Genomic DNA, 13,645 nt, shown 5'->3' with positions numbered 1-13,645 from the left:
GGGATGCGCGGTCGAAAATCCAGGGCGCCTGGAAATTCATGCTAAAATGTAAGAATGAATTGCAGGCCGAGCTGGCTGTAATACCAGCCGTCGTCACTCCCGGAGGAGAGATTCGAACCGCCGTAGTTGCCCCATTCCGCGTTACCTTCGACAGCCAGCCATTTATTCACGCGATAGCCGAGCGATCCTGTCGAGCCATAGAAGATTTCGCTGTGAGAATCGTCATAGCGCTCGTAATTCTGATAGCCGACATAGGGCTCGATGTATCCATAAAACCGGTCGGTCTCGAAGGACAGGTTCACGAAGGCTGAATTGGCCAGGAAATTATCCGGGTCAAAATACCCGCCCCGGCTCTGGCGCTCGTAATCCAGGTATCGAAACCGGTAACCGACAGCCATGGCCGGTTTGCGGAAAAACAGATAAGAAACGCCGGCCTGAATATCGTTGGAAGTGTTGTCATCGGAAAAGTCGCGATAGCTGTAACTGCCCCGCAGGGCGATGCGGTCCGTCGGCCTTTGGATAATCGAAATTGCCAGGATCGTCGCCCGGATTTCGTTATCGAGAAGTTCCGCTGTATAGGCATAGGCCTCCCGGGCGGCCAGAAAGCCGACAGATCCATAAAATACATCGAAATCAGCCAGAGCCTTCCAGGTCATGATGCTGCCGCCGGAAATCCCGATCCCGCCGCCGAGACCTCCGTACCACGGCATCCGGGAGTACGTTGAAAGCTGCAAAGCATCGCTGTCCTCCGTCCGATCCGGATCATCGGCACTGGCGTGGCGGTAATCCAGGTTGGTCTTCCAGTTGCCCAGCCATACCTGGGCGCCGGTGGAGAAGGTGGTCACCTCGTTGTCATCATCGTCATCATAAAACGTGACGCCGCCATAAATTCTGGGACGGAATGCCCGATCCCGGGCAGCCCGCAGTTGATCGAGCTCTTTTTCTTCGTAAGGGTAACGTGGCTTCAGTTGGGCGAGGCTTTCATCTGTCTTGACGCGATATCCGCCTGCCAGGTAACTGTAAGTGAGGCCCAGCCGGGCATCGAAATCTTCCGCCTGGGAGAGGAGTGTCGAATAGAGCCGGTCGGCATCGCGATGAAATCCCCTGAGACGGGTGGCATTGGCCTTCACAAGGAGCAAGGCGAAGACATTGCGGTCATCGGGCTGGGACGCCAGAAGCGTTTCCGTCATTTGAATCGCTGCGTCGAACTCCCCCATCCAGGTCAATACCCGGGCAAGCTGAAGCCGGGCGTGGAAATGGGACGGCTCCTGGGCAAGAATGGCCTCCAGTTCACGTTTTGCGGCTTTATGTCTGCCGCCCCAGGACATGACCGTCGCCATTCTGAGCCATTCGTCCGTGGGGAAGCGGGGTGGCAGCGCCAGAACCTCCTCGTATTTTCCGGCGGCATCAGTGAACTGCTGCCGGGCAGCAAGTGCGTCCCCTTCCGCCTTGAGGGTATATCTTTTACCCTGTGCGGCAGCCTTTTCGAGTCCGCCGCGCAATCCCGCAAGTTCCTGCTCCTGGTAGGGATATGCGGGTTGAAGGAGAGCTGAACAGGAATGAGCTTCTTTAACATTTCCCTGTTTGAGGTATGCGTGGCATAAACCGATGCGGATGTCGAAATTCTCCGACTGTTCGAGCAGACTTCCGTATATGGCAATCGCGCGGTCTGTCTCTCCTCTGGAACGAAGTGCGTCCGCTTTGACCAGCAGGGCGTCCCGTTCCTCGGGAAGCTTCTCCAGAACCGTTTCCGCCTCGGCGAGGGCTTGATCCGGATTGCCCGACCATAACAGCACCCGCGCCAGTTGGATGCGTGCGCGGGTGTTTTCGGGATTTCCCTGGAGGATGGAGCGGATTTCCATTTCAGACTCTGTGAGCCGTCCTCCCCAGGACATGTGGATGGCAATCCGGAGTCGATCATTTTCCGACAACCGGCCCCGCAGGTGAGGGAGGGCCTTGATGTAGGCATCCGCTGCCTTGTCGAAGGCGCTTATGCCGGCATGGTAATCACCGATCTCCTTCTGAATGTCCGCTTTTTCCTGTTCGTTTCCCGCCTCCGCGAGACGTTTGTTGAACATCTCCAGATCGCCGGCCCCAAAAGCGGGGGCAGCCAGAAAAACGGCAAGAAGTAGAATAAACAGTTTCCGTTTCATGATGTTTTCTCCCGCGGAATTTCAAGATCAGCAGATGCGGCGATATGCATATGAACATCCCTGATCCTGTTGAACAAAAATCATGGCATCCTTTAATTTCATGCCGGTTACAGGGTTAAGATTCGGAATGAACCGTTGAAACACGCATTTGTGATGGCGAGTCTCCCTTCTTTTTGACGTGCTCCCATTTGATGCGTCCGAAGAGAAATTGAAAAAACGCCTGAAATCGCCAGAATGAATTGAGCTGGCGGTAGCCGATATTTTCCAGCACTCCGTAGAGAAGCAGTTTGAAGAGGTCGCTCCATTTCGGATAGCGGCGGAAAGTGATTTCTTCGAGAAAAATTCCCATCGTGGACAGGAAAACCCCGTATGCAATCGCGAGCGCCAGAAACAGCAGGAAATAATCCGCATTGATCAGCCCGAAGAAATAGGACAGGGGGATGACGATGTAGCCGAGGAACTCGAGCAGCGGGCTGATCATCTCGACAAAAACGGTGTAGGGCATCGCGAACAGTCCGATCTGTCCATAGCGCGGATTGAAAATCAGCGATTTATGTTTCCAGACCGTCTGGATCATCCCCAGATGCCATCGTCGCCGCTGACGTCCCAGCATCCTGAATGTTTCCGGTACCTCCGTCCAGCAGATGGGATCAGAAATAAAGCGGATCCGGTAGGGTATTTTTTTCAGCCTGTAGTGCCGATGCATGCGGACGATCAATTCCATGTCCTCAGCCACATTGTCGGTGGCGAAACCACCGATGTTGAGAAGCGCGGCCTTCTGGAAAAAAGAGAAGGCGCCTGATATCACCAGATTGCAGTTCATTGCATCCAGACCGACCCGGCCGAACAGAAAACTCCGCAGATATTCAACGATCTGGAAACAGGCCAGTGTGCTGCGCCTGGGAAGTTCAATCGAGGTTACGACATTGCCCTCCTGCTTTGTCCCGTTCAGAACCCGGACGACACCGCCGCAGGCGATAACCGGCACCTCGCTTTGAACCAGAGGCGTGGCAAGTCGAATCAGGGCATCTTTTTCCAGAACGGAATCCGCGTCCTGGACACAGACATAGGGAGACCTGCAGACATTGATCGCACAGTTGATCGCATCCGCCTTGCCTCCGTTTTCCTTGTCCACAATGAGCAGATTGGGAATTTTGCTGGTGCAGTAAAACCCTCTGACAGGCCGGGTTTTGATCAGGTCGCGGTACAAGGGGTCAATGCGCTGCAGCGAGTAGTGGGAAATCAGCATATCCAGCATGCCATCCGTTGAACCGTCATTGACGACAATCACCTCCAGTCCGGGGTAGTTCATGGTCAGTGAAGACTCGATGCTCCTGATAATGACTTCGCTTTCATTCCTGGCAGGGATGATGATGCTGACAGGAGGCATCTCTGAACGCTTTTCAAGGTCTCTGAAAGGGGCATACCGGATTCTGTTGAGATGCCGGAGGATGACCACAAGGGCGATTGTCAGCATGAGAGTGTAAATGACCTGGACAAATCCATAGTAGAAACCAATGAAGTAATTGAAGCCGATTATAATCGAAACAAGGATCGCTTTCATACGGCACCTCCTGTCTGCGGGACTTCGGCCAATTCTTTGCTTAATTCCGGCCCGATGCAGCCGGCTTCGATCGCTTCACGCATCGGCGTGGGGAATCCTGCACGATCCATCATGGTCATCATGCGCAGAGCCTTGAATTTCTGTTGAAGATCGACGCCGCCAAGCCATTCTATCAGTCTGGTTTTATAACCGGTACGCTGGACAGCTTCCGAGATGCCCTCTTTCGCAAACCGATCCTCGGTTTCGAGCAACTCCAGGAAGGCATCGATCGATTCCTCTCCCGTGTTGATCAAGGATGCGGTTGCTGCATCCCTGACCTGCCATTGCCTGTCGAGCACGAGTTTTTTCAGCATTTCAATGTACTGATCACACCTCAGGGTCTCAATGGTACGGGCCAGCTGGAGCCGGACATACCACACGGGATCTTTCAGCAAAGGCTGGAAAATCTGTGGATTGTAAGGGAAAGAAGCCTGTCTCATGTCGTGTCGTGCCAGAAGCTTCAATGCCTTTGCCCTGACTTCGGCATTCGGGTGAGACAGTCTGGACAGGGCGAACTGAAACATCTCAGGGCTGACGGGGTAAGCGATCAGCGTCTCGATCATCACCGACAGCACTTCCGGGTCATCTTTATGAGCGGCATATTTAAGAAACGGTTCACCGGCCCACGGTCCAAAAAGCAGCAGCGATGTCTGAATGGCTTTGGCCGTTACCTTGCCTCCTTTGAGCAGAGCTGGAAGAGCGGTCAGGACGCCGCTCAGAGCTTCAGTCGATCCGATGCGGCACAGAGAACGGAAGGCAACAGTCACAACTTCCGATTCCTTGTGTTGCAGCAGTTGAACAAGGAAAGGTATTGCCGACGGATCGCCGATTTTACCGAGTTTATCGGCGGTGGCCGAGAGCTTGATCGATGAGGAACGTCCGGACAACTGTTTCTGATAGTATTGCACGTAACCGAGGGCCTGAAAAAGTTTCAACGTCTCCGTTTTCTGCTCCACCCCTTCGCACATTTCCAGGAGAATCTGTTCAAGTGCCTCCCATTTCAGGGAACCGGCAGGAATTTTCGTGTCCCGGGTAAACGCGTCGATGGAACCTGTGGCAATGCTGTCCCTGAGAGCTGGTCTTAATAGTTCCCGCAGCAGGTCGAGTTTTTCATAACGCCGCTTATTCCACACACGTCTGCAAATCGATGCCATTATTGAGGTAAGTATCAGAAAGAATATGAAGATAATGAACGAAATCAGAAAGAGCTGGGAAATAGTCATTTTATTTGCCTCCTTTCTGCTTGATGATGTTGTGAAACGCTTTTACAGCTTTTCATCTTCTCTGTTATCGCCTGCATAAAAACCGGGGATCGTGAGGCGTGGCTGCTTCCTTCGGTCTTGTTCCGGATTCTCTGATCTTAGCCCCTGCCAAACAATCATGTTTTAAGTTACACTTACAGACATCATTGGGGCTGCGCAATGGGAGCAGAGTGATAGTCCTCACCAAGCGCGATGTGATATATCTCACTCGCGGGGAACGGCAATAAGCGGGACGCATTTCTTATCTATTTGATTCTATTGAATGATAAGGAACAAATGTATCCTGCCGGGTGGGATCTGTTCCGCCTGGATGGGGGAATACAGGGAAAACAATCGCGGCTGAGATCGGAAAAAACTGCAGAGGCAATCCGGATGTCGCCTGAAAAATGAAATAAATTTCTGTAAAGGCGGGGAGGCGTTTTTTGGGAAACTATGCGCTGTGCAGTATTGACTTGAATGTTTCGAATTTCATGTCGCTGCCGACAGAGATGCGGGGGATCTCGTTCAGGGGGCTTGCCGGACCGAAAAAGCCCCGCCGTGACGTAAGCATGCAGTGGAATCCCGCCTGTGTGGCGATCTCCATTGCGCGCCGGGAGTAGAAGCCGTATGGCCAGGCAATGATCCCGGAAGATCTGCCGATTTCCCGCTTCATGGTTTCCTGGAACAGCTTGAGATCGTCGTAAAGCATTTTTTCCGGGACATCCAGCACACCCCGGTGGCGGAAGGCATGCAGTTTAAAGGTATGGCAGCCGAGGTCAACAATACCCCCGGCTGTGAGATATCGGTACTCATCCCAGCTCAGCATGGGCCTGTTGCCGGCCATAGGCAGATAAGATCCCACAGCATTGCCGATGATGTTGATTGTTGCTTTAAACCGGTACGATTGCAGAAGGGGGAAAGCGAAATCCATGAAAGACGCGTATCCGTCGTCGAAGGTGATGACGACGGCTTTTTCGGGAAGTGGAGAATCCTTGAGCCGGCTGAGAGAAATTGCCGAATAGCCGTTGCTGTAAAGCCATTCCATCTGACTGGCGAATTGAGTGGCACTTGCGGTATAAGCGTCGGAAAAGGAGTCTGAAATATCATGATAAAGCAGGACCGGCAGGCCGCCTTCGGCCCCAGTGATAACGGAATCCTGGTCGAGAACCGGCGCCAGTGATGTACAGGCCTGTCCGATAAACGGGAGAGCGAGCAGAGCGCCCGCTCCTTTCAGGAAAGTTCTTCGATCAAGATTTTTCGTCATGACGGCAGCTTCTCGAGGTAGCGCTGATAGATGCCCGCGCTGCGTTTGGTGTAAAAATGATAAAGGGGAGTATCCCATTCCTTCCATGTGTATGTCTGTGACGGCGAGCCGCTCAAGGGCAGCATGTCGGCGGCATTCAAGTTCCGCCCGGTTGGCACGGCGGCCATGCTTTGACTTTCCGGCTTGAAGGAGCAGGCAATAGCCCGGATACCGTCGGTCTTCCGGGTTTCTTCAGCGCCCTTCTTCCAGAGTACCGTTTTCGAGCTTGGGTCGGTAAACTGGATGAGCCCCCAGGGGATGCGGAGTTCAATGGCGGTTTCACTGACAAAGAAATCGGCGAGGGAATCGTATTGTCGGTGATTCGGGTCGAGGCTGCCCTGTCTGAGATTGCTCATGGGGACGACCCGGGATGGATAGAAGCGCCGTCCGTCCTTGCTGGTGCGGCGGACATTGGGTCTGTTCTGCATGACGATCCAGGCCCCCTCAAAGGATCTGCCCGGATGGATTTCCCGCCTTGCGGCGTTCAGATATTTATCGTAGGCAGGACAGACGAGGATCCGGCTTCTCTCCGCGCCGCAGAGATGAATAATAAATTTCAATCCCAAAGGACTGGTGACATTGAGGTTGAAGGGAAGGACAAACTCGCCTGCTGAAGGATCGCAGGTATCCAGTCCGATCACATAATGGGCCTTGGAAAAATCGATTTTACCCCGCGTTTCCAGCCTCAGATAAAAAAACCCTTCGTCATGCTGAGCCGCAAGACGCGCCAGGGTGCGGGCGTCATCGCCCCCGTCGTCGAACAGGAAGAGCGGAGGACCTTCCTTGCGGGACAGGGGCGTTGCGTTTTGCCACTCTTCCCGGTTGCCGGACAGGGAAACCATCCTGCCCGGATAGCCCGGATAAGCGGCGATAAGGCCATAGTTCTGCTCCGCGTCCTGGAAATTGAACCAGAGCGCATTGCGATCCGGCGGCAGTTCATAGGCCATGAAAAGCCAGTTTTTTTTGAACCATTCATCAAACCAGCTGAACACAGCCCCGCCCGCCAGTCCCGCGCGGTGGATCGCCAGCATCATCTCACCGTTGATTTCGCCCTGACGCACCTCGTTGTGGCCGCCGTGGTGCCAGCCCTTCACATGCCAGTGGGACACCTCCCTGCTGGAAGGAACGCCGAATTCACCGATGATGACCGGCTGTCTGCCATGGCGCCGCCTGAGATTGGAGAGATAAGACAGGTAGGGCGTTTCGTCATCGAGATAATCGTTGTTCATGAAATCGGGATAGTAAGGGTAGGCATGGTACGTGGCGAAAAAACCCGCCCCCTGCTTCACCTTGAACTTTGCCGGATCGAGAGATTCGACGTCTTCATTTTCGTTGCATCCCTCTGTGCGGATGCGCTGTCCCTGGCGGTGAAGATCATCCTCATAACGGGATTCCGAGGGATGAACCAGGGGATCCAGCGTGGGCCAGCAGATCGTTGAAAGGGGATGGACTGTCCCGTAACGGCTCGACTCATAGCCGAGCAGAAAGTCGCCTATCCGGCCGATCCAGTTCTCGAAGGGGGTGCCTGCCGAAACTTGAATGAAGGAGCCGTCAGAATCGTTCAGCCTTCTCCCTTCTTTGCTGTTGAAGGCGGCAACGGGGCAGCTTTCCCATTCTCTGCCCACAATAAATCCGAGCGTGCAGGGAGAAACGTCGCAGGTATAGGTTCCATGCGGATAGCCCGGACGTTCAGGGAGGGAGCCGCTGCCGAAAACGCCATCCACGGCCTCGGTGATCTGCTGTCTGATATAGCGAAGATAAAGGTCGTGACCAAAATCGCCGTTATCTGGAAGCTCCGCCCAGATGCCCTGCAGAAGAAACAGCTTCCCGCGCTTTTCGTTGAATTCGTAAAGCGCTTCGTAAAAAGCCGGTGGGTGGAGTGTGTAGATTCTGACTGCGTTGAAGCCGAGGGCCTGCATCTGTTCGAACCAGGCCCGGTAGGTTCCTTTCCGGATGGCATATTCGCCGGGATAGGAGCCGGGAGGGGCGAGGCCGAGATTGATGGCCTTGACAAAAAGAGGTTTCCAGGTTCTGCCGGTCAAGACTTCGAAGGTGTCCTTCAAGGCCCTGAATCGCACTTCGCGCCGCTTCGGATGGGAACTGCCCGCAAGGGCGGCGATACGTCTGTCCACTTCATCGATGTGCTGCTGAATCTCCACGCTTTGGGGATCGATGTCCAGGGCCTTGTAATAGGCCCAGCGGGCAGTCGGAAAGTCTTCCAGCCTGTCGTGGGCAATTCCAAAACCAAAATAGGCCCGGGCTGTCTTCTTTTCATCGAGGGCGCGCCGGAAGATATTGACAGCTTCCGGGAAATGCCCCTGTTTCAGTGCAAAAAAACCAAGATCTTCATGGTTTATGGGATTATGCATGAAACTGTTCCCGATGCGGAAAAAGCCGGCGATGAAGTTTACAAGGCATGTCCGTTCCCTGTCGCAGAATCAAAGATTGCAGATTTTAAAGAATCTCTTCCTCTTGTGCAAGCAGTTCTTCTGAAAAAACGCAAATCTGAATACGGAATGTCATCTCCACTTTGCATGAAATTCTTTTGAGTTAAATACGACTAATACATCAGATGATGTCAAAAGGCATGTCGCCTTTTTTCTATCGTAGAAAAGAAAGTGAGGAATTGATCAAGTTAAGAGTTGAAAGTCAAATGCCGGTCCTGCCAGGCTGGATGTCAATTGAAACCCGGTTTCGCTGTAATCGAGCTGGATAGGTCCGGCCTTTTCCAGAAGATCCCTGTCTATCGCAAAGGTGATGCCCTGTTCTATAAAAATGGTATCGTTTTCCTTTGGCTCATCCAGAGTCATGGCCAGAGACGACGGGCCTCAGCAAAACTTATGCGGTATGATCCTCACCGTGCCGGGTCCTCTCTCGCTCTTCAGAATTTTCTTCAGCTTATCAGCTGCTTTTTGTGTGACTTCCATCATGCCTTCACTCTCCAGAATAAAATCGTTTACAGCTGGATCACTCAATAAAAGAACGGTTATACCGCTCATCCCTCCAGAAAAGCGGTATGGTTCCCTTTTAAAACGCACCCTCTGTCTGTCGCATCCAGATGAAGCCGCTCCACATAATGAGTAAAATCGACGTAAGCTTCAACAAATTCCCGCCCTTTCTCAACGCTTTCATCCTTGAGTTATTCTGTGATTCAAATGCGTTATAGCGACAAGGCAGCTTGCCCGCTTATCAGCGTTCCAATGCCGGTTAAGTCAGGTACATTTTGCTCAGCTTCCCGAGTAAACCATGAAATTCTTCATGTTTGCCTGCTCCAATTCGCTCCTCTTCTATTCTCTCAAAACCTTCAAACAGTTCATCCTGTGTTTTTTCCGATAAAAGACTGTCAGCCATTACAAATAGAACGTTATTTTCCTTTTCGATATGATTTCTCAGCAACGTAATGTAGGCAAGCGCATTTTTCCTGATGGTTTTGGATGCGGATTCATTACCGCCAGCACAAGCGGCATAGGCATCGCTCATGGACTTGACATAATTTCTTCCCATTTCATGTTCCTGAAGCATGACGGCAATAGGACCATCTTTGGAAACCCCCGCAGTTATCAGTGCAGGAAACAACAAATCTTCCTCTTTGCCGTGATGACATTTGTCCACAAAGACTTTCAGGAACTCCAGAATTCCATCAAAATGTTCTTCGTTCAGATTTCCATCTGTTTCCAATTGTCGGCATACCTGTTCCAAAATATTGAGCATGATCTTGACGCCTTCATGCTCGTTTCTTAACTGTTGCGTCGCTTTCATATCTGACCTCCTCATCGTTGCATGAATGCAGAATAACAACGGCTTTCTCTGGAATCGCGGCGGATTGCCGAACCGTCCGGGTTCAATTCTTCGAAAGTCTTGAAATATTTTCTATAAAGGGTGTGTTCTTTCCTTTGCAGGCGCAATGTCGATCGCTGTTAATGACTAAGTCCGTCTGATGGCCTTCATCAAGGCCTTTGGGACACTTTCATTCAAAACTCAGCATTTGTAAGGATAAAAATGATGATAACAATATCCTCCCGGATCGCTTTGTGCCATCTCCACGTCAATCAGGCACTGCCCAATCATTTTTTTTGAATATTCTTCATAATCAGGACGTTTTTCCTCTTCACTCTTACATTTCATGCAGATGGGCTCGTGGTCATAAACTGATAAAATCCTTTTATCATCCGCCTTGAGTGAGCTGCCACAGCGCGGACACTGAATCATGCATATAATTTTTTCTTTCCAGGGATCTGCCATGGTTTTTCTCCTTTCCGAGTCCAGTAAGGTTTCTATTTCTAATCAACTACAAGCAGGCATTTGGTTACTATTATAATATTATCAATACAGTAAAATCGATACTTATTTCGATCGATTCACCGGTTAAGAAACATTTCCGGGAGTAATCCAGGCAGACTGTTCCTGTGACCCTCAAAGATTAGAACTGTTATTACACAAAGGATGCATTCCCGGAATCCTCGAATCACAATAAATGCGATCATCATTGATCTCCAATTGAAGCTTCAAATCATTCAATCAATCAACACCCCCTGCTGTAAGCCTTCATGATTTAAACATTAAGTTTGCCGCGATTATGTCAAAGGAGAAAGTCAGATCTCTACAGAAGGGGTCGCTGGTGCGGACTTCAATCCAATTTAAAAGAGTGAAATTTGCGGGCAAATCGTTTGTGCGGCAGATTTCTTCTTTCTCAGGAGCGCAGGCCTGATGGGTGAAAATCAGGTCGAATAGCTGAGCAGCCAATTGAAATTATTGAACTGAAATATGCGGCTTCATTGTTCATGATAACAAAAACACTTGTCTTTGGAACTGTTTAAGTTAATGGAGAATACGACTCTGGAGTTTTTCCTTGACAGAATAAATTTAATCTCTATAATCTCTACTAAATCGGTAGAGATACTTTACATTAAATCAGGGCAGATTATGAAACTTTCCACCAGAGGCCGTTACGGGTTGCGTTTTATGCTGGATCTGGCTGTTCATTATAACGAAGGCCCCATTTTTCTCAAGGATATCGCACAGCGTCAGGGAATCTCCGAAAAATATCTCTGGCAGCTTATTCATCCCCTGAAGACTGCCGGATTGATCAATTCAACCCGGGGAGCGCACGGGGGGTACCAGTTGGCAAAGAATCCGGAGGACATCACGCTGAAGGATATCATGCAGGTGGTGGAAGGTCCCTTGTGTCTCGTGGACTGCGTGGACAATGCTTCGATATGTGAGCGGGCGAGCACGTGTATAACCCGCAACGTATGGCAGGAAGCGACTCGGGTCATTCTGAAGACCCTGGAATCTCTTACCCTGGAGACCATGGTCAAACGACAGACGGAAAAAGAGAAACAGGCGACATGAAAGGTAACGATCGATCCGGATTGATGTGTCGTTGTCATTTAATGTGCCGCTCTGCGGGAAGGGGGCATTTGTGCATGTAATATCTGCAAAGATGACATGAACTCGGAAATCAACCCGCTGCCCCGCATCAAAGGAACAAGAGCAGCGGGTTTTTTATTTATATTTATAATCTCATCAGGGAGATCGGGGGAGTATGAAAGGAAGTTTTTCAGATTTTCCGGACGCCGTGGAAGTCATATCCGGAAATCCATTGAAATTAGACAGCATGGATCAAGTAGAAACCCGATATTTCAACTTTGCCGAACCATCGGAAAATCTAGACCTGGAAAGCGGCGAAAAACTGGGGCCGGTGACCCTGGCCTACGAAACCTATGGGTGCTTGAACGCGCAGAAGTCCAATGCCGTCCTGATCTGCCACGCCCTTTCCGGCGACGCCCATGCGGCCGGTTATCACGCCGGTGAGCAGAAACCGGGCTGGTGGGACAACATGATCGGGGCTGGCAGGGCCTTCGACACGGATCGTTACTTCGTTCTCTGTTCCAACGTGATCGGGGGATGCAAGGGGTCAACCGGACCAGCATCACTCAATCCGGCGACAGGAAAGCCATACGGCCTGAGTTTCCCTGTCATCACGATCAGGGACATGGTGGAGGCCCAGCGTCGCCTGATTGATTTTTTCGGCATTGAACGATTGCTGTGCGTTGCCGGAGGGTCCATGGGCGGCATGCAGGCCCTGCAGTGGGCCGCTTCCTACCCGCAGCGGGTGCGTTCCGTGATCGCCATTGCCACGACAGCCAGGCATTCGCCTCTGCAGATCGCCTTCAACGAGGTGATCCGGCAGAGCATCATGGCTGATCGAACGTGGCGGTCCGGAGACTACTATGACTACGGCCCTCCGGACCGGGGACTTGCCATCGCCCGGATGATCGGCCATATCACCTTCATGAGTGAAGCGTCCATGGAACAAAAATTTTCCCGCAACCGGACTCAGGTTTTAAAAGGCATTCCCTTTGATCCGGAGTTCGAGGTCGGGGGATACCTGAAATATCGTGGGAATCAGTTTGTGAAGCGGTTCGATGCCAATGCCTATCTCTACATCACGCGGGCGCTCGACTACTTCGACCTGTCGGGAGACCGGCTGATTTCCCCGGACGGGGTGCGGGATGCCCGGTTTCTCATCATTTCGTTTTCGTCGGACTGGCTTTACCCGCCCAGTCAATCCCAGGACATCGTGCGCCAGTTGAAAAAGGGACAGGTGGACGTGACCTCCTGTGAACTGAATTCCAGTTACGGCCATGATGCCTTTCTGGTGGAAACGGAAGGGCAGACCACTTTGATACGGAATTTTTTGAGCAGCAGCCATGAACGTTAGACAAAAAGAAAACCCTATTCCTCCGGACTATCGGATCATCGCCGAAATGATCCATCCCAGCGCAAGAATCCTGGATCTGGGCTGCGGCACGGGCGACCTGATGGCCTTTCTCGCCCGGAGTCGCAATACCCGCGGGCAGGGGATCGAGATCAACGAGAGCGCCGTTTATGAGTGCGTGAAGAAAGGGCTGAGCGTCTGCCATGACGATATCGAAAGCGGCCTGCTGGAATATCCGGACAAGTCCTTTGATTACGTCATCTTGAATCAGAGCATGCAGGAAGTGCGGAATGCGGATGCCCTTCTGGCGGATGCCCTGAGGGTCGGCCGGCGGGTGATCGTCGGGTTTCCCAATTTTGCCGAGATCAGCTCGCGCTTCCGGCTTTTTTTCCAGGGGAGGTCCCCGGTCACCGAGGCACTGCCTTATCGGTGGTATGATTCACCAAACGTGCGGTTTCTGAGTATCAGCGATTTCAGGAATTTCTGCGAGAGGAAGGGTATCAAAGTGCTCCAGACCCGCTATCTTCGTGGCCAGCGGATCGTAGCCTGCCGGCCCAATCTGCTGGCCGAACTCGCTGTCTTTCTTCTGACTGTGGACAAGTCATTTCAAAATTGAAGGTGCAA

Annotated in this window: 12 protein-coding genes; 4 read left to right on the top strand and 8 right to left on the bottom strand. The window is 51.8% G+C overall.

What is annotated here, in order from left to right; genetic code table 11:
* Nucleotides 1-41: 41 nt before the first annotated feature.
* The 5 genes from SYN_RS11850 to SYN_RS11830 all read right to left on the bottom strand — a co-directional run bounded on the left by SYN_RS11850 (nucleotide 42) and on the right by SYN_RS11830 (nucleotide 8,669).
* Complete coding sequence (locus SYN_RS11850; protein WP_011418401.1) at nucleotides 42-2,153, bottom strand: tetratricopeptide repeat protein; 2,112 nt, start codon at nucleotides 2,151-2,153, stop codon at nucleotides 42-44.
* Nucleotides 2,154-2,268: 115 nt separating this feature from the next.
* The gene (locus SYN_RS11845) at nucleotides 2,269-3,717 is read right to left on the bottom strand and encodes a glycosyltransferase family 2 protein (RefSeq protein ID WP_011418400.1); all 1,449 of its coding nucleotides are present in this window, start codon (nucleotides 3,715-3,717) and stop codon (nucleotides 2,269-2,271) included.
* Nucleotides 3,714-4,979 (bottom strand): HEAT repeat domain-containing protein, encoded by a 1,266-nt coding sequence (locus SYN_RS11840; RefSeq protein WP_011418399.1) that lies wholly within the window; start codon nucleotides 4,977-4,979, stop codon nucleotides 3,714-3,716. The genes SYN_RS11845 and SYN_RS11840 overlap by 4 nt, the downstream gene beginning before the upstream one ends.
* A gap of 469 nt (nucleotides 4,980-5,448) precedes the next feature.
* Nucleotides 5,449-6,261 carry a polysaccharide deacetylase family protein gene (locus tag SYN_RS11835; protein WP_049749989.1) on the bottom strand — a complete coding sequence of 271 codons (813 nt, stop codon included), beginning with the start codon at nucleotides 6,259-6,261 and terminating at the stop codon, nucleotides 5,449-5,451.
* Nucleotides 6,258-8,669: a tetratricopeptide repeat protein gene (locus SYN_RS11830; protein ID WP_011418397.1), complete on the bottom strand. Its 2,412-nt coding sequence runs from the start codon at nucleotides 8,667-8,669 to the stop codon at nucleotides 6,258-6,260. Before SYN_RS11830 ends, SYN_RS11835 begins: the two co-directional genes overlap by 4 nt.
* Between SYN_RS11830 and SYN_RS11825 the strand changes: the two genes are divergently transcribed.
* Nucleotides 8,664-8,849: a hypothetical protein gene (locus SYN_RS11825; protein ID WP_041585070.1), complete on the top strand. Its 186-nt coding sequence runs from the start codon at nucleotides 8,664-8,666 to the stop codon at nucleotides 8,847-8,849. The genes SYN_RS11830 and SYN_RS11825 overlap by 6 nt on opposite strands.
* A gap of 81 nt (nucleotides 8,850-8,930) precedes the next feature.
* Here SYN_RS11825 and SYN_RS11820 read toward each other — a convergent pair whose 3' ends face one another.
* The 3 genes from SYN_RS11820 to SYN_RS11810 form a co-directional block, all read right to left on the bottom strand.
* Nucleotides 8,931-9,110 carry a hypothetical protein gene (locus tag SYN_RS11820; protein ID WP_011418395.1) on the bottom strand — a complete coding sequence of 60 codons (180 nt, stop codon included), beginning with the start codon at nucleotides 9,108-9,110 and terminating at the stop codon, nucleotides 8,931-8,933.
* Nucleotides 9,111-9,507: 397 nt separating this feature from the next.
* The gene (locus SYN_RS11815) at nucleotides 9,508-10,059 is read right to left on the bottom strand and encodes a hemerythrin domain-containing protein (protein WP_041585069.1); all 552 of its coding nucleotides are present in this window, start codon (nucleotides 10,057-10,059) and stop codon (nucleotides 9,508-9,510) included.
* Nucleotides 10,060-10,278: 219 nt separating this feature from the next.
* Nucleotides 10,279-10,542: a hypothetical protein gene (locus SYN_RS11810; RefSeq protein ID WP_011418392.1), complete on the bottom strand. Its 264-nt coding sequence runs from the start codon at nucleotides 10,540-10,542 to the stop codon at nucleotides 10,279-10,281.
* Between the two features lie 681 nt (nucleotides 10,543-11,223).
* On the opposite strand from SYN_RS11810, the gene SYN_RS11805 reads away from it, so the two are divergent.
* The 3 genes from SYN_RS11805 to metW all read left to right on the top strand — a co-directional run bounded on the left by SYN_RS11805 (nucleotide 11,224) and on the right by metW (nucleotide 13,637).
* Nucleotides 11,224-11,652: an RrF2 family transcriptional regulator gene (locus tag SYN_RS11805; RefSeq protein ID WP_041585068.1), complete on the top strand. Its 429-nt coding sequence runs from the start codon at nucleotides 11,224-11,226 to the stop codon at nucleotides 11,650-11,652.
* A gap of 193 nt (nucleotides 11,653-11,845) precedes the next feature.
* Nucleotides 11,846-13,024 (top strand): homoserine O-acetyltransferase MetX, encoded by a 1,179-nt coding sequence (locus tag SYN_RS11800; RefSeq protein WP_011418389.1) that lies wholly within the window; start codon nucleotides 11,846-11,848, stop codon nucleotides 13,022-13,024.
* Nucleotides 13,014-13,637: a methionine biosynthesis protein MetW gene (gene metW, locus SYN_RS11795; RefSeq protein WP_011418388.1), complete on the top strand. Its 624-nt coding sequence runs from the start codon at nucleotides 13,014-13,016 to the stop codon at nucleotides 13,635-13,637. Before SYN_RS11800 ends, metW begins: the two co-directional genes overlap by 11 nt.
* Nucleotides 13,638-13,645: the final 8 nt, after the last annotated feature.

The organism is Syntrophus aciditrophicus SB (assembly GCF_000013405.1).
GTDB classification, from domain to species: Bacteria; Desulfobacterota; Syntrophia; order Syntrophales; family Syntrophaceae; genus Syntrophus; species Syntrophus aciditrophicus.
This window is presented reverse-complemented; position numbering and strand designations above follow the sequence as displayed.

Excerpts from the sequence above, each read along its gene's own strand:
- SYN_RS11835 (WP_049749989.1), bottom strand. The coding sequence starts at position 6,261 with ATGACGAAAAATCTTGATCGAAGAACTTTCCTGAAAGGAGCGGGCGCT.
- SYN_RS11830 (WP_011418397.1), bottom strand. The coding sequence starts at position 8,669 with ATGCATAATCCCATAAACCATGAAGATCTTGGTTTTTTTGCACTGAAA.
- SYN_RS11820 (WP_011418395.1), bottom strand. The coding sequence starts at position 9,110 with ATGACTCTGGATGAGCCAAAGGAAAACGATACCATTTTTATAGAACAG.
- SYN_RS11850 (WP_011418401.1), bottom strand. The coding sequence starts at position 2,153 with ATGAAACGGAAACTGTTTATTCTACTTCTTGCCGTTTTTCTGGCTGCC.
- SYN_RS11800 (WP_011418389.1), top strand. The coding sequence starts at position 11,846 with ATGAAAGGAAGTTTTTCAGATTTTCCGGACGCCGTGGAAGTCATATCC.
- SYN_RS11815 (WP_041585069.1), bottom strand. The coding sequence starts at position 10,059 with ATGAAAGCGACGCAACAGTTAAGAAACGAGCATGAAGGCGTCAAGATC.
- SYN_RS11845 (WP_011418400.1), bottom strand. The coding sequence starts at position 3,717 with ATGAAAGCGATCCTTGTTTCGATTATAATCGGCTTCAATTACTTCATT.
- SYN_RS11825 (WP_041585070.1), top strand. The coding sequence starts at position 8,664 with ATGCATGAAACTGTTCCCGATGCGGAAAAAGCCGGCGATGAAGTTTAC.
- SYN_RS11805 (WP_041585068.1), top strand. The coding sequence starts at position 11,224 with ATGAAACTTTCCACCAGAGGCCGTTACGGGTTGCGTTTTATGCTGGAT.
- metW (WP_011418388.1), top strand. The coding sequence starts at position 13,014 with ATGAACGTTAGACAAAAAGAAAACCCTATTCCTCCGGACTATCGGATC.
- SYN_RS11840 (WP_011418399.1), bottom strand. The coding sequence starts at position 4,979 with ATGACTATTTCCCAGCTCTTTCTGATTTCGTTCATTATCTTCATATTC.
- SYN_RS11810 (WP_011418392.1), bottom strand. The coding sequence starts at position 10,542 with ATGGCAGATCCCTGGAAAGAAAAAATTATATGCATGATTCAGTGTCCG.